The sequence below is a fragment of the Steroidobacteraceae bacterium genome (assembly GCA_041395505.1).
Classification (GTDB): Bacteria; Pseudomonadota; Gammaproteobacteria; order Steroidobacterales; family Steroidobacteraceae; genus JAWLAG01.
In genome coordinates, this window is sequence record JAWLAG010000002.1 from 730887 (window position 1) to 746107 (window position 15221).

Here is a 15221-nt window from a genome sequence, read left to right on the forward strand (position 1 = left end):
CGCGCCTCGCAGGCGTGGATTCGGTGGATAGGGTCGGTTCAGAGCGAAATCTCGGCGCGGTCGGCGACCAGTTCACCATTGACCAGACGAACCTCGGCCTTGACGTTTTCGTTGCCGACGACGCGCAGGAACTGCGCGCGATCGAGCGCCACACCATTCTCGTAGCCCAGTTCCGTGTTCGTTCCGATGACGATGGGCGTGTCGAGCAGGGTCAGCCGATTGCCGTTAACACCGGAGACACGCCCCGCGAGCCAGCGCTCGCTGTCGGGATCCTCGCGCCGAACCCGCGAGGCGCGCAGTTGGCGTGGCTCGCGCAATTCGACGCCCCGCACTTCGACAAGATCTCCCGCACGCAGGCTGGCGAGTGAGAAATTGCGCTGGCGCGCCCGGCTCTTGTCCTCGAACTGTGTGCCCGAAGGCGCTTCGACCGCGAGGCCCAGCACCGTGAATTTGCCCGCGGCTGCATCGACGCTTTGCACAGGCGCGAAGACTCTGGCCGAGTCATCGAAGATCACGACGACGGCCTCGGCGACGATCCGGCCGGCCGCGTCGAAGCGGCCCTCGGCTTGCGCCTTCTGCCCGGCCACGAGATCGGCAGCCGTGCCGCCCGCGAACACCGTGGAGGCGGTCAGGATGAACGGTTGGCCGTTCAGGCTGAACGCGCCGGCAGCCAGCGTGCTCGTAACGAGGCCCTCGACGCTGCCGGCATCCCCCGCCGCAGCGGCGATCACGGCAGGCAACACCTCGACCTTGTCGGCGGCAAGGACGCTGCCGATTGCGCGCGGGCCGCGCACTTCGACCAGGGCGCCGTTCGCGAGCGTACCCTCGAGCTGCTGCGGGGCGGAGTAGTCGATCGTGAGCCCGTTGATGGTGAAGCGGAAGATGGCCGTGTCGAGATGGCTCACGACGCCGCGGACACGGTCATCGACGCTGGCCGACGATTCAACCTGGGTCGCGAGCAACGCACCGGCCGCATCGCGGTAGCCGCTGACTTCGAGCACTGCGCCCGCAGCGATGCCAGCAAAGGACGCAGGCGACAAGGAGTCGTCGAATACTGTTGCGCTGTTGACCCTGACCGTCTGGCCGAGCAGCGTGAACTCTGTGCCCGCGGCGTCGACCGCCGTCACGGCGCCACGCAGGTCGCTCGCGAATTCAACGCTCGCCGCCGTGCCGGTGATGCCGTCATCGTTGACGATGCCCGTGACGTCGACGACCTGGCCGACCTTCAGGTCCGCTTCCGTCGCGGGCTCGCCGTTGATGCGGATCTGCGCGCCGCCGAGCTCGTACTCGACGCCATTGACGAAGATACTGCCGAATGCGGTGATCGTGCCGAGCGTGCGGCCCGTGCCGCGAATGCCACCACCTGCCATCGCGGCGAGCAAGAGTCCCGCGACCAAGATGCCCAGATTCTTTTTCATGGTTCCATAACCCCCGGTTGTTGCTGTTTGCGACGCTATTGCGCTAGGGCGTCTCGAGTTCTGCTTCACTCGTCGCGAAGACAGTTCCGTTCCATGTGCCGCGAACCTTCACGAAGCGATTGGCATTGCCCGCGGTTGCGAAGAAGTCGTTGGCGTTGATCGTCGTGCCGTCGACATCGCGGTAAATGGTTCCTGCGGACGTGCTGATATCGACCCCGAGGATTCTCAGATCCGGTTGCGCGATATTGGTTGCCTTGCCGCGGATCTCGCGCCGGCTGCCGATATCGTCGCGCTCGATGAACACGCCGATCATGCGGCCTGCCGTAGTTGCCTCGAAACCGCGCACTTCGAGGTAATCTCCGGTGCGCAGATCACTGAAGTCGAAGGGGCGCGCATTGGCCGCCGACTTGTCGTTCCAGCTCGTGGCGGAACCGGTCTCGACCGTGACACCGAACATGGTCAAGGTCGACGCGCCGGCATTCAACGAGTCGACGACGCCGAGCAGGCGGGTGGAGTTGTCCGGCTTGATCTGGACCTTGCGTGCGACCAGAACCAGGCTGGCGTTGAAACTGCCTTCCACTTCGACCTTGAGATTCACGCCCAGGTCGGCCGAGGTGCCGCCCTCATACGTGGTCGACGCATTGGTGGTCACGGCCTGGCCGCCGACGTCGAAATCGCTCACCGACACGAAACGGGTGATCAACCCTTCGATTTCGCCGAGGTCATTGGCGCTGGCGCCGAGGGTGCAGCTCTTGACCTCGACGCGGGTGGCCACCAGCGTGCCCTGGTTGAATGCATTGCCTTTGACTTCCACGCAGGCGCCATTGCTCGGTGAGCCGTTGACCAGGAGCGCGCTACTGAAGTCGATCGTGGTTGGACCAATGCTGAACGTGTTGCCGCTGAGATTGCTCACCGTGCCTTTCAGTTCGAACAGGTTGCCGGCGGCCTTGGGCTCTATCCGCGAGGCAATCACGACACCGGTGTTGTCCGCGTTGCCGCTCACTTCCACGATGTCGTTGACATTGAGCCCCGCGAGTGAAGCCGGGCTGATCCGGTCGTCGAATATCGTTGCACCGTTGACGCGCACCGTCTGGCCGAGCACGTTGAGGCTGTTGGTCGCGAGATCGATGGCGGTGATGGGGCCTTCCAGCGAATCGCTGAACACGATGCTGGTGGCTGTACCCGTGCCTGCACTGGCGTCGATATCGCCGCGCACTTCGACGATCTGGCCGACCTTGAGATCCGCTTCGGTGCCGGAACTGTCCTCGACGGTGATCTGCGCGCCGTTGGTGCTGAATTCGATACCGTTCACGAACACGCTGCCAAAGCCGGTGACCGGCCCGAGTGCGATCCCGGTGCCACGGATGCCGCCCGTGGGTGGTGGTGGCGGCGGCGGCGTGACAACGCTGCCGCTGCCGCCGCCACCACCACAGGACGATGCGGCTGAGGCGAGCAGCGTGACGATGACGAGGCGCAGGATTGAATTCGTATTCATGGTTTCTGTCCTTGTTGCGAATCGGTCTGTATGTGATACATGCCCAGCCCAAGACGAATCGATGTGCCGCGTTCGACCTCCTCGGCGCTGGCCTGATGCTCCGTGAGCCAGGCATCGACTCGTTCGAGTAACGCCTGGCCCTCGGCCTCGATGAACTTGCGGAATTCGGGTAAATGCGCGATCGCGACGGCGGGATGTTCGGCCTGCCGCTCGAAACGCAGCGCGGCTGAGGGCGGTGCCGTCACGTTGTGCACGACTGTTGCGCCCATGTCCTCGAGCTCGATGCCGCCGAGTACGACGCGTTCGGAATCGACGCGCGCGGGGATGTAATTGCGTCCGACTACTCGCAGCTGCCCGTCATTGCAGCGCTGCACGACGCCGGTCGTGAGCAGTTCCTTCAGCAGCGCGCTCGCGGGTATGTCGCCGGCATAACGGGAACACAGATCGGCAAACGAAGGCGCAGGTCCCTCTTCGCCAAGAAGCTGCGGCGAGCCGTCGGAATCGAGGTAGTCGACATCCTGGTGCCAACCGGCGAGCACCCGGTGTCCGACGTTGACGAAAACAGGATCTTCAATCTCTCCCTTGTCGAGCAATTCGCGCTGCCGCGCCACTTCGCGGCGGTTTATGCCGGTCAGGATCGCGACTCGCGAGAGATTGGTCGGTCGGCCCCGAATGCCGAATTCGGTTGTCGCGACCTCGACGAACACGGTCTTGGCCACCTCAGCAAACTCCTTCCAGCTGATCCCGCTTTTCAGCAGCAGCCGTGCGACCGGCCGCAGTAATCTGCGGCAAGCAGCGATGACCCGTGATTTGAGGTTGTCTGCCATATTTGGTCATAGAGTAACCAAATATGGATTCTTGTCCACAGACGCAACTGTCTCTGTGCGAAGACAGTGCATTGATATAGGGTTAAACCCTCAGATTTTCAGCAAGTTGGGGTAGTTGCCGCCGATGCCTGGGTGCCGCGGCAACGGAATCGGCGACCACTCTGCGGTCAGTGCAGACCGCGACAGGAACGCCAACCTCGGGCGATCAACCGGTGATGGCAGCGAGACGCTCGGCCTGACGGCGCAGCATGGCGCCAAATCCCTGCGCATCGAAGAATTTCGCGAGGCCGGCCTGGTCCGGCGCGCGTCGCCGCATTGCCTCTCCATCGAACTCGAGCGGCATGTCGCAGGCGATGCGCGTCAGGCGTTGCGCGAGGTAGGCCGCATCGCGATGCTCGGCAAGACGGGCCGGCAACTTGCTGGCGCCGCGGATCGCGAGCGCCGCGACCGCCGGCAGGTTGTCATACAGATGATCCAGCGATTCGAAGTGCTTCAACAGTGCCGCAGCGGTTTTGGGTCCGACGCCCGGCACACCGGGAATGTTGTCGGTACTGTCGCCTGTCAGTGCCAGGTAATCAGCCATGCGCTCGGGCAGAACGCCGAAGCGATCCGGGATCTCGGCGTAACGATAGCGCTGGTTCGATGCGTAGTCCCAGAACACGTCGTGCTCACGCACGAGTTGTGCAAGATCCTTGTCGCGCGTGACGAGCGTCGCCGGAATGCCACGGGCACGGAACTGCGTTGCCAGTGTGCCGATGATGTCGTCGGCCTCGTACTCGGCCGAACTGAGCGCGGTCACCCCCAGGTGCTGGCAGAACTCCCTGCAGCGACCAAACTGCAGTAACAGATCGGCCGGTGCCGGATCGCGATTCGCCTTGTAGGCTGGATAGATACGATTGCGCCAGGAACTCGACAATGACTCATCGAATGCGACCGCGATGTACTGTGGCTTGACACGCTCGATCAGATCGCCGAGAAATCGCGCGAAACCAAATACTGCGTGCACAGGATTGCCGTCGCTGTCGGCCATGTCGGGCGGCATGGAGTAATAGGCCCGAAAGACATAAACCGATGCATCGACCAGGTAGATCACCAGGTGAGTTTACGTCCTCGCGCCGGATCGCGCTCTATCCGGGCGCTTTTCGTCCGCCGCATGAGGCACACCTCGCGGCCGTGCGCGAGTTGCTCTCCCGCCCGGACATCGACGATGTGGTGATCATCATCTCGCGCCGTGCGCGGTTGTTGCCCAACACCAGTCTCGCGCTCGCGCCGGAGCTCGCGCGTGACGTATGGCTGCTCTACCTCGGGACAGAGCCCAGGGTGCGCATCGAAATCGCGCCCCACACCGCCATCGCCCATGCGCTGGGCTGGATCGATCGCGCTTCGCCCGGCGATCAATTGCGCTTCTGCCTCGGCGAGGAGGACTTTGCGGCCGGTGATCCTCGTTTCGCCGCCATCGAGACCGCCAGGTCGCGCGGTATCGATGCGACGGTCGTGGCAGCCGCAACGGGGAGGATAAAAGTGCGAGCGACGCAATTACGTGACGCTCTGCTGCGCGGCAGCGAGGGCCGCCAACGCTTCATCGAACTACTGCCATCGGGACTCGATCCGCAGGTACGGGAAGCCGTCTGGCAGCGCTGCCGGCAAGGACTCGAGCCAGTGGAGGCGATCTTTGCCCGGCGACTGCGCGAACTGTTGCCGGCGCGATGCGCCATCGTGCCGCAGGCGCTCAAACCGCTCTCGCCAGGACGGGTCGATCCGGTATATCGCCTGCACGATGCCGACGGCCGGCGTCTTGTCGCCCGCTATGCAGGCGACACCGTATCGGACGAGACATTTGATGACCCGGCACGGCCCAAGCCGCGTCGCCGGCTGCGCGCTGCACAGCTCGCCCTGCAGCATGTCGCGAAGTTGCGCGCATCCGGCCTGCCTCGCGCCGTGCAGGTACCGGCGGTGGTTGCGTTCGACAGCGCGACCCGCACGCTGGTGACGACGGAAGTAATGCCCGGCTCACCCTCGCTCGCCGAAATTCCGGGCGCTGGCGCAGCGTCTGCCTTGCACGGCCGGGCGCTCGGTGCTTGGCTGGCCGCACTGCACGGGGCGCCACCTCCTCCCGATGGCTTCTGGTCCGGCGATATCGGCGATGGGCCGCGCTGGATCGAGCTGCGCGAGGGACTGTTGCAACGCGCGGTCGCGCGGCTGGTCAGGCATGACGCAATGCAGGCCTTGGCGGAGCGGCACCGCAACGCCGACCTGCCGATCGGCGTGATACATGGCCAGCTTTGCGCCGCGCACATTCTGATCGCGGGCAATGACCTGGGCCTCATCGACTTCGAACGCGCGGTCACCCGCGGTGACGCCGCCTTCGATCTGGGCAAGGTACTCGCCCTCGGACTTGCGCGCTGCGGATTGCGCGCGTTTGCCGACGCGATGCTGCGCGCTTATCTGGAAGCATCGCCACCGACCGGGAGATGCCAGATCGCGACGCGCAGTCTTGAATATGCAATCGCCGACCTGGCGAGCGACCAGGAGTCGGACACCGATCGTACCGACGGCCGGGAACTTGCGCGCAGGCTCCTGGCCCTGCCTGCGGAGCGGGTAGCGCGCTGGTCAGGCCAGCCAGCGCTGGATGCGCTCGTGCATGGGTGAAGAGCGCGGGAAGTGCGCGAGCAGGTAGTCCATCTGGTCGGCGAGCACGCGCCGGCCCTTCAGGAAGATGTATTCCGCATAGGTCGGCGTAAATGGCACGGCGATCAGCTGCATGCGTGCCTGTTCGGGCGTTCGTGATGCCTTGTAGTTGTTGCAGCGACGGCAGGCTGCAACCACATTGGTCCACAGGTCCGCGCCACCCTGGCTGAACGGACGGATATGATCGCGCGACAACTCGCGCGCGTGGAAGCGCTGGCCGCAATACATGCACAGATAGGCGTCACGCCGGAACAAAGTTTCGTTGTTGAGCGGCGGCACGTAATCGTGGCGCGTGCTGCCCGGATTGCCCGTATGACCGACGGTGGCAATGATGCTGTTGATCTCGAGCACGGTGCGCTGGCCCGTGCTGGCCGACGTGCCGCCATGCAGCCGATACAACGTCGAACCGCAGCTGTATGCGACTTGCTCCTGCGTGTACAATCGCGCCGCCTCGCGGTAGTCGATCCACTCGAGCGGCATTCCCGAGACATCCGTGCGCAGCGCATGATGCGACAGCGCGAGCGTGGCACCAGGCGCCGACTGAGTCACGCTACGAGACGGAGAAGTAGGGGAATACTCCAGATCTATCGTTGTCATCGCGCCTGTAAGATACGGTAGCTTTATGTGACAATTCAACGCCGCAACGCGTTAATAATTCATGAGATTTTAACGATCCTGGGATCCAACCCACGATTTTCATCTCCGGAGTGGTCTTTTCATGCCCGTTACCATCGGTGTTGCCACCGAAGAGCTTCCCAACGAGTCGCGCGTGGCCCTGGTACCCGAAGTTGCCAGCAAGTTCGTCAAAGCCGGGGCACGGGTCCTGATCGAGCGCGGCGCCGGCCGCCGGGCAGGCTTCGGTGATGAGCTCTACAACGACGTGCAGTGGGCGGCCAGCGCAACTGACGTATTGAGCAGCTGCGACGTGCTGCTCGCCGTGCAGCCGCCGAGCGCGGCGCGGATCGCGGCCCTGCCGGGCAAGGCCGTGGTGGTCGCATTCCTTCAGCCGCACCTGCGCCAGGGCGAAGTTCGCGCGTTGCGTGAGCGCGGCATCACGAGTCTTGCCATGGAACTCGTGCCGCGCATCTCGCGCGCCCAGTCGATGGACGCACTGTCCTCGCAGGCGGCCATCGCCGGCTACAAGGCGGTGCTGATCGCCGCGAATGCCCTCGAGAAATTCATGCCCATGCTGACCACGGCGGCGGGCACCATCCGGCCGGCCAAGGTCTTGATCATCGGTGCCGGCGTTGCCGGATTGCAGGCTATCGCCACTGCGCGCCGCCTCGGTGCGGTGGTCGAAGCCTACGATGTGCGCAGCGCAACCCGCGAGCAGGTCAAGTCACTCGGCGCGAAGTTCGTCGACACCGGCGTCAGCGCCGAAGGCAGCGGCGGCTATGCGCGCGAACTCACGGCCGAGGAAAAAGCCAGGCAGCAGGAAGTGCTCGATGCGCGCATTGCCGCAGCGGATGCCGTCATCACCACGGCGTCGGTGCCGGGTCGCGCGGCGCCGCGAATCATCTCGCGCGCGGCTGTCGAGCGCATGCGCCGCGGCTCAGTACTGGTCGACATCGCCGCCGAGCAGGGTGGCAACTGCGAACTGACGCGTGCCGGCGAGACGGTCGATCACAATGGCGTGAAGATCATCGGGCCGGTCAACCTGCCGGCGCAGCTCGCTTTCAATGCGAGCGAGATGTATGCGCGCAACCTGTTCAACCTGCTCTCCCCTGCGATCAGCAATGGCGAATTGAAGATCGACTGGGAGGACGAGGTGTTCCGCGATTCCTGCCTGACCCGCGACGGCAGGATCACGCACGAAGCATCCCGCAAACTCATCGAAGGGCAATCGACATGACCGGCATGGTGGCGCTTTATATCTTCATGCTCGCGGCGTTCACGGGCTATGAAGTCATCTCCCGGGTGCCGGTCATTCTGCATACGCCGTTGATGTCCGGATCGAACTTCGTGCACGGCATCGTGCTGGTGGGCGCCATGGTGGCACTGGGCAATGCCCACACGACGCTCGAGCGCGTGATCGGTTTCATCGGCGTGGTTCTGGCAGCCGGCAACGCCGTCGGCGGTTTCGTAGTGACCGAACGCATGCTCGAGATGTTCAAGGCGAGCGGCAAACGCGCCGCCGCGAAGAAGGAAGCGCAATGATGGCGGACTTCCTCGATCGCGACCTCGTCATCCAGGCGAGCTATTTCGTCACGGCCTTTCTGTTCATCATGGGCTTGAAGCGCATGAGCTCGCCGGTGACGGCGCGCTCGGGCGTGCTCTGGGCTGGCTGGGGCATGCTGGTCGCGACGATCGTCACCTTCGCCTATCCGGGCATGACCAACTATGTGCTGATCCTCGCCGCCATCGGCGTCGGCTCGCTGCTCGCCTGGTGGAGCGGAAAGCGGGTCGCGATGACCGACATGCCGCAGATGATCGCGCTCTACAACGGCATGGGCGGCGGTGCCGCGGCAGCCATCGCGGCCGTGGAACTCTACCGCGGCGAAACGCATGGCATCGTGACCAGCGTGCTCGCGGTGGTCGGCGGCATCATCGGCGCCGTCAGTTTCAGCGGCAGCCTCGTCGCCTGGGCCAAGCTCGACGGCAAGCTCAACAGCTCGCCGCGTTTCGCCGGCCAGCAATTCGTCAATCTGCTGCTGCTGGCGGCCGCGCTGGTCGCCGCCGGCCTGATTGCCTTCCATGTCAATGCCAGCGCCGAAGTGGTGACGAGCCTGTTCGTCATGGCGCTGCTCCTTGGCGTGCTGATGACCCTGCCCATCGGCGGCGCCGACATGCCGGTGGTGATCTCTCTTTATAACGCGCTGACCGGCCTTGCCGTCGCGTTCGAGGGCTTCGTGCTCGATAACGCGGCGATGATCATCGCCGGCACCGTGGTCGGCTCAGCCGGCACATTGCTCACGCAGCTGATGGCCAAAGCCATGAATCGTTCGCTCGGGAACGTCCTCTTCTCGGGCTTCGGCGATACCGGCGCATCGACCGGCACGGCAGTGACCGGCACGATGAAATCGATCGAAGCGAGCGACGTCGGCGTCAACCTCGCATTCGCCGAAAAGGTCATCATCGTGCCCGGCTACGGCATGGCGGTCGCGCAGGCGCAGCACAAGGTCTGGGAACTTTGCCAGCTGTTGATCGACCGCGGCGTGACCGTGAAATTCGCCATTCACCCGGTTGCCGGTCGCATGCCGGGTCACATGAACGTGCTCCTTGCCGAGGCGGGCGTGCCCTATGACCTGATCGCCGACCTCGATGAGATCAACGCCGAATTCGAAACCACCGACGTCGCGCTCATCATCGGCGCGAACGACGTGGTCAATCCGGTCGCCCGCACCGACAAGTCGAGCCCGATCTATGGCATGCCCATCCTCAACGCCGACAAGGCGCGCAACTGCGTCGTCATCAAGCGCGGCAAGGGCGCTGGCTTCTCAGGCATCGAAAATGCGCTGTTCTTCGCCGACAATACCCGCATGCTCTACGGCGACGGCCAGGCGGTTGCGAGCCAGTTGATCAGCGCAGTCAAGGCAATCAGCTGAGCCGGACGAAGGATGCCGCGCTTCAAGGGGTCGCCGAAGTTCGCACACGATGGCGCCGAGCGCATCGGCGTACTGCTGGTCAACTCCGGCACACCGGATTCGCCGCGCACGAGTGATATCCGGCGCTTCCTTGCCGGCCTGCTTGGCGATCGCCGCGTCGTGGAAGTCCCGCGTGCGATCTGGCTGCCGATCCTTCACGGCATCATCCTGCGCACGCGCCCCTATCGTACCGCGCGCAAGTACCGCAAGATCTGGTCGGACGCGGGCTCACCGATGCGCAGGATTTCCGATGCGCTCGCGGCCAATGTACGTGCACGACTCGCGCGGCGTGTTCTTGCGCCGGTCAGCATAGAGCTCGGCATGCTCTATTCGAGCCCGAGCGTGGCCTCCGGGCTCGAACGCCTCGCGGCGCAGGGCGCACAACGCCTGCTTGTCCTGCCGCTGTTCCCGCAATACTGTGGTGTCACCACGGGCGCGGTGCATGACCAGGTCGCGCGGGAATTGTCGCGCTGGCGCTGGCTGCCCGAGCAGCGTTTCGTCAACGAATACCACGATCACCCGGAGTACATCGACGCCTGGCGCGAGCGCATCGCAGCTCACTGGCAGGGGCACGGCCGCACGCGTCACCTGCTGCTGTCGTTCCATGGCATACCGCAGGCCTATTTTCGCCGCGGCGATCCCTATTTCTGCAAATGCCAGAAGACAGCGCGCCTCCTGGCTGACGCGCTGCAGCTTGAAGACGAGCAGTGGTCATTGTGCTTTCAGTCGCGTTATGGACCCGGCAACTGGTTGCAGCCCTATACCGACACGGTGCTCGGCGAGCTGCCAAGGCGTGGCGTGCGCAGCGTCACGGTGGCCTGCCCGGGTTTTGCGGTCGACTGCCTGGAGTCACTTGAGGAAATCGCGCTCGATGGGCGTGAGCGGTTCATCTCGGCAGGCGGCACGGAGTTCCAGTATGTGCCGGCGCTCAATGACACCGACCGCCATGCGGCGCTGCTCGCGGGATTGATCGAGACTCACTGTGGCGGCTGGGTTAGTAACGCCGGACTGCGCGCAGGCAACGCCGTGCGCGAACCCGGCACAACCTGACCGCAGCGACCTGCCGATCAGCGATCGCGCTGCAACTGGCGCCGATCGCGCAACTCCTGCAGACGACGCAGCCGCTCCAGCATTTCGCGCCGCTCCTGCGGTGTCGCCTGTTGCCAGCGCCGACGCAGCTCCTCGCGACGCGCCGGCGGCAGCTCCCTGAAGCGCTTGAAGTTGCGACGCACGGCCGCACGCTGCTCGGGTGTCATGTCGCGGTATTTTTCCCAGCGCTCGCGCACGCGCTCGCGCCGATCGGCGGGCAACTCGTTCCATGCCTTGAATCGCTCGCGTGCGGCGGCGCGCTCGCTGTCGCTCATGGCGAGCCATCTTTCGGTACCGCGCGCCAGCGCCTGTTGCCGTGCCGGCGGCAACTGCGCCCAATCGGCCTCGAATCGCCTCAACAGCGCGTGCTGCTCGGGCCTGAGGTCGCGCCACTCGATCGCGGCAGCGGCCAGAGCCTCCGGCGCCTCGTCGGCGTACGCCCACTGCGGCTCGGCGCAGATCATCGCAAGCGCGGCCAGCAGCATGATCTGGATCAGTTTGCTCATGTCATTCACCTCAATGTCGACGCCTGCGGCTTGGCCTGCTGCGCGACTTTCTCGATATCCGTCTGCTCGAGGTACTCGAGCCAGCTGCCATCATCCGCCTCGGCATCCACGCTGCCGAGAAACAGCAGGAGCTGTTCGTCCGGCTCCGTTGCCTGGCGCGACTCGCCTGCCGCAGTGGGCAGTTCCTCGCCGCGCGCGAGCTGCGCCATCGTACCGAGCGAAAGCAGCGCACCGAGCAGATATTCGCCTTGCCGGCTCATCCGCTGACCCCGCTGTCGAGCACATCCTGCGCCACCGCCCACTCATAGAATTCCGGATCCGACTCGGCGAGCAGATCGAAGGTCTCGGCGTCGCCCAGCAACTCCATATCTGCGAGCACCGGAGTTGCCGCCGGCGCCGCCGAATGGTCTACGGTACGGGTCGACCAGATGAGGACGGCAAGCACGGCCGCGGCAGCGAAGGCACCGGCCGGCGCAAAGCGTTGCAGCCAAAGGCGCTTGGGTCGTTGCAGTTCGGCGAGCGCCGCGTAACGCGCCTGCGTAAGCCGCGAGCGGGTGCGCGCGTCGAGGTGCTCGGCACTTTCGCGGAGCATCTTGCCAACCTGTTTTTCGAATTCGGTTTCGTTCATGGCGAAAAATCACCCAGCTTGATACGCAGGCTCTGCAGTGCCCTGAAATAATGTGTCTTCACGCTGCCCTCGGAGCAACCCATGGCAGCCGCGGTGGCCGCAACGTCGAGTCCTTCGAGACTGCGCAGCAGGAACGCCTCCTGCTGTCGCGCCGGGAGCGATGTCAGCGATTGTTCGAGCCGCTCCATCGCATCCTGCAAATCGATGCGCTCGGCCGGCAAGGGGCCCGGATCCGGCGCGGCCGCGACCGGATCGTCCTCGGCGTCCTCGTCCGCCCCGGCGCGCAGCGGCCACCATGCCATGAAGCGCGACTGGCTCGCGCGCCGGCGGCGCATGTCGTGCATGCGGTTCGTGAGTATGCGGTAGAACAGCGGCTTCCACTCGGCTTGCGGCCGCGACGCGTAGTTCTTCACCAGGCTCAGCATGCTCTCCTGCACGGCATCGAGCGCATCGTCCTCATTACGCAGTCCGAGCAGCGCAATCCTGTAGGCCCTGCGCTCGATGTCGGCGAGGAATATCTCCAACGCCTTGCCGCGCGCCAGCTGCGCGTGCTCGCGTTGTTTCGCAGCCGCATCATTCACGAGCTGCATGCTATAAGACTGCGGCGAACCGGCCAAAGCTTCCATGCATCCTGATAACGCTGCAGGCGACCAACGGTTGACCACCGGGCGCGCTGGCGGCACCGCCGCCGGGAACGTCCATTGGAAAAACTGTAACCTATTGTTTTTATAGAAATTATTTTTGTCTGCCGCCATGGATCCTTCGAGCCCCCAGATCGTTGCCGTCGCCGTCGATCTCCCGACCCGGCAGTGCTTCGACTACCGGCTCGGCTCGACGGTCACCGACGGCACGACACTGCCGGGCCGCCGCGTGCGCGTGCCATTCGGCCGCAGCCAGCGCATCGGGGTGATCGTTGCGGTGGTGGAGAAAAGCGATCTCTCACCGGAGAAATTGAAATCGGTGACAGCGCTCATCGATGACGAACCGCTGTTCGATGCGCCGCTGCTCGCGACGCTGCGCTGGGCGGCGGGCTATTACCATTATCCATTGGGGCAGGTGTTATTCACCGCGCTCCCTCGCAAGCTCCGTGACGGCGCCGCGCGATCCCGCCACATCACGATGCTGCTCCTTGGCGAGCCCGGCGAGACGGCGCTTGCGAGCGGGGAATTGAGCCGTGCCAAGACCCAGCGCTCATTGCTCGAGATGCTGAAGGCCCGCGGACCCCTGCCGCTGCAGACCGTGTTCGAGGCCCTGCCCGCGGCGCGGCGGGTTTGTGGAGCGCTGCTCCAGCGCGGCTGGCTGCAGACCTTCGAGGCGGAGCCGCCCCGCCTGTCCGGCGAGGCCATGATAAGAAGCGGGGCCAGCAAGCCGCAGCTGCGCCCGGAACAAGGTGAAGCCGCGCAGGCCATTTGCGATTCCCTGCCGGGATTTTGCGTGCAGCTGCTGCAGGGAATCACCGGCAGCGGCAAGACCGAGGTTTACCTGGAAGCGACCAGCCACGCCCTGCAGACCGGGCGCAGCGTGCTGGTGCTGGTACCCGAGATCGGTCTCACGCCCCAGCTGGTCGAGCGCTTCCGCGGTCGATTCGACGAGCGTGGTATCGCGGTGCTGCATTCCGCGCTCACCGACAACGAGCGTCTCGACGCCTGGCGCGATGCCGACTCCGGGCGCGCGCGCATCGTCCTCGGCACCCGTTCGGCCGTGTTCGCGCCGATGCGTGAACTGGGTCTGATCATCGTCGATGAAGAACACGATGCCTCGTTCAAGCAGCAGGAAGGTGGTTTCCGTTACTCGGCCCGCGATGTCGCGGCGGTGCGCGCCCGCCAACGCGGTGTGCCGCTGGTGCTGGGCTCGGCGACGCCCGCACTCGAGACGCTACACAACGTGCGCACGGGCCGCTATCGCGCATTGCATCTGCGCCAGCGCGCCGGCGCCGCCGGCATGCCGCAGCTGCGATTGATCGATCTGACCCAGGAACCGGTCCACCAGGGTCTCTCGCACACCGTCCTGCACTCGCTCACCCGTCACGTCGAGTCGGGGCAGCAAGCACTGGTTTTCATCAACCGGCGCGGGTTCGCGCCGACCCTGGCCTGCACGGCCTGCGGCTGGATCGCGCCATGCCGCAATTGTGATGCGCGCATGACCGTACATCGCGGCGCCAACGACCTGCGCTGCCACCACTGCGGCGCCGAGGCACCCTTGCCAGAGCGTTGTCCGGTATGCGGCTTTGCCACGCGCGCGGTGGGACAAGGCACGGAGCGTGTTGAGCAGGTTCTCGCCGAGCGATTCGGCGCGGCACTGCTTGCGCGCCTCGATCGCGATACGGCGAGCGGGCGCGGCAATGCCGCGCGCGTGGTCGAGCGCATTCGCAGTGGCAGCGCCCGCATCCTGGTGGGGACGCAGATGGTGACCAAGGGGCACGACTTCCCGCAGCTGACCCTCGTGGTCGTGCTCAACGCCGACCAGGGCCTGTTCAGCACGGAATTCCGCGCCCCCGAGCGACTCGCCCAGACCATCGTCCAGGTGGCCGGGCGCGCCGGCCGGGGCGAACAGCCGGGCGAGGTCCTCATCCAGACTGCCTATCCACAACATCCGTTGCTGCAGAGCCTGCTGCAACAGGGTTACGAAGGCTTCTGCGATGCGCTGCTCGTCGAGCGGCGCAACGCGCAGTGGCCGCCATACGCGCACCTCGCTGTATTGCGCGCATCGGCAATTTCGGCCGCTGCGGCACTCGATTTCCTGCGACAGGCGCGCGGCATCGCCCCGAACCGGCCCGGCGTCCGTCTGGTCGGGCCGGCACCCGCGATCATGGCGCGGCGGGCCGGCCGCCACCACGCGCAGCTGACCGTCGAGAGCGCGCGACGTAGCGACCTGCAACGCTTCCTCGATCTCTGGCAGGGAGCCTGCGAAGAACTTGCCCGGCCACGCGACCTGCGCATTGCGCTCGACGTCGATCCGCTCGAGCTATTCAACTGAAGCTGTCCCG

The 15221-nt window shown here is 65.1% G+C and carries 15 protein-coding genes; 6 read left to right on the plus strand and 9 right to left on the minus strand.

Features of this window, described 5'->3' with window-relative positions:
* Positions 1-38: 38 nt before the first annotated feature.
* The 4 genes from R3E77_15975 to R3E77_15990 all read right to left on the minus strand — a co-directional run bounded on the left by R3E77_15975 (position 39) and on the right by R3E77_15990 (position 4833).
* Positions 39-1418, minus strand: a complete 1380-nt coding sequence (locus R3E77_15975) for a DUF5666 domain-containing protein (GenBank protein ID MEZ5500913.1) — start codon at positions 1416-1418, stop codon at positions 39-41.
* A gap of 43 nt (positions 1419-1461) precedes the next feature.
* A complete protein-coding gene (locus R3E77_15980) occupies positions 1462-2913 on the minus strand; it encodes a DUF5666 domain-containing protein (protein MEZ5500914.1) in 1452 nt (483 codons plus the stop codon).
* Complete coding sequence (locus R3E77_15985; protein ID MEZ5500915.1) at positions 2910-3740, minus strand: DUF6502 family protein; 831 nt, start codon at positions 3738-3740, stop codon at positions 2910-2912. The genes R3E77_15980 and R3E77_15985 overlap by 4 nt, the downstream gene beginning before the upstream one ends.
* Positions 3741-3945: 205 nt before the next feature.
* Entirely contained in the window at positions 3946-4833 is an 888-nt protein-coding gene (locus R3E77_15990; protein ID MEZ5500916.1) for a 5'-3' exonuclease H3TH domain-containing protein, read from the minus strand.
* On the opposite strand from R3E77_15990, the gene R3E77_15995 reads away from it, so the two are divergent.
* A complete protein-coding gene (locus R3E77_15995) occupies positions 4812-6389 on the plus strand; it encodes a hypothetical protein (protein ID MEZ5500917.1) in 1578 nt (525 codons plus the stop codon). The two genes, R3E77_15990 and R3E77_15995, sit on opposite strands and share 22 nt — an antisense overlap.
* On the opposite strand, the gene R3E77_16000 is transcribed toward R3E77_15995, so the two are convergent.
* Complete coding sequence (locus tag R3E77_16000; GenBank protein MEZ5500918.1) at positions 6351-6977, minus strand: HNH endonuclease; 627 nt, start codon at positions 6975-6977, stop codon at positions 6351-6353. The genes R3E77_15995 and R3E77_16000 overlap by 39 nt on opposite strands.
* Before the next feature lie 169 nt (positions 6978-7146).
* Between R3E77_16000 and R3E77_16005 the strand changes: the two genes are divergently transcribed.
* From R3E77_16005 to hemH, 4 genes are read left to right on the plus strand one after another with little or no spacing between them, the layout of a single operon-like run.
* On the plus strand, positions 7147-8280 hold the full coding sequence (locus R3E77_16005) for a Re/Si-specific NAD(P)(+) transhydrogenase subunit alpha (protein ID MEZ5500919.1): 1134 nt from the start codon (positions 7147-7149) through the stop codon (positions 8278-8280).
* Positions 8277-8585, plus strand: a complete 309-nt coding sequence (locus tag R3E77_16010) for an NAD(P) transhydrogenase subunit alpha (protein ID MEZ5500920.1) — start codon at positions 8277-8279, stop codon at positions 8583-8585. Before R3E77_16005 ends, R3E77_16010 begins: the two co-directional genes overlap by 4 nt.
* Positions 8582-9973, plus strand: coding sequence for an NAD(P)(+) transhydrogenase (Re/Si-specific) subunit beta (locus tag R3E77_16015; GenBank protein MEZ5500921.1), 1392 nt, complete (start codon positions 8582-8584; stop codon positions 9971-9973). The genes R3E77_16010 and R3E77_16015 overlap by 4 nt, the downstream gene beginning before the upstream one ends.
* Before the next feature lie 12 nt (positions 9974-9985).
* Positions 9986-11062 (plus strand): ferrochelatase, encoded by a 1077-nt coding sequence (gene hemH / locus R3E77_16020; GenBank protein MEZ5500922.1) that lies wholly within the window; start codon positions 9986-9988, stop codon positions 11060-11062.
* 17 nt (positions 11063-11079) lie between these two features.
* On the opposite strand, the gene R3E77_16025 is transcribed toward hemH, so the two are convergent.
* Genes R3E77_16025 through R3E77_16040 form a run of 4 tightly spaced genes read right to left on the minus strand, consistent with a single transcriptional unit; the run spans position 11080 to position 12825 of the window.
* Positions 11080-11607 (minus strand): DUF3106 domain-containing protein, encoded by a 528-nt coding sequence (locus tag R3E77_16025; protein MEZ5500923.1) that lies wholly within the window; start codon positions 11605-11607, stop codon positions 11080-11082.
* Positions 11608-11612: 5 nt separating this feature from the next.
* Positions 11613-11867, minus strand: coding sequence for a hypothetical protein (locus R3E77_16030; protein MEZ5500924.1), 255 nt, complete (start codon positions 11865-11867; stop codon positions 11613-11615).
* Positions 11864-12235: a DUF3619 family protein gene (locus tag R3E77_16035; GenBank protein ID MEZ5500925.1), complete on the minus strand. Its 372-nt coding sequence runs from the start codon at positions 12233-12235 to the stop codon at positions 11864-11866. Before R3E77_16035 ends, R3E77_16030 begins: the two co-directional genes overlap by 4 nt.
* Positions 12232-12825 carry an RNA polymerase sigma factor gene (locus R3E77_16040; GenBank protein MEZ5500926.1) on the minus strand — a complete coding sequence of 198 codons (594 nt, stop codon included), beginning with the start codon at positions 12823-12825 and terminating at the stop codon, positions 12232-12234. The genes R3E77_16035 and R3E77_16040 overlap by 4 nt, the downstream gene beginning before the upstream one ends.
* A 163-nt stretch (positions 12826-12988) precedes the next feature.
* Between R3E77_16040 and R3E77_16045 the strand changes: the two genes are divergently transcribed.
* The gene (locus R3E77_16045) at positions 12989-15211 is read left to right on the plus strand and encodes a primosomal protein N' (GenBank protein MEZ5500927.1); all 2223 of its coding nucleotides are present in this window, start codon (positions 12989-12991) and stop codon (positions 15209-15211) included.
* Positions 15212-15221: the final 10 nt, after the last annotated feature.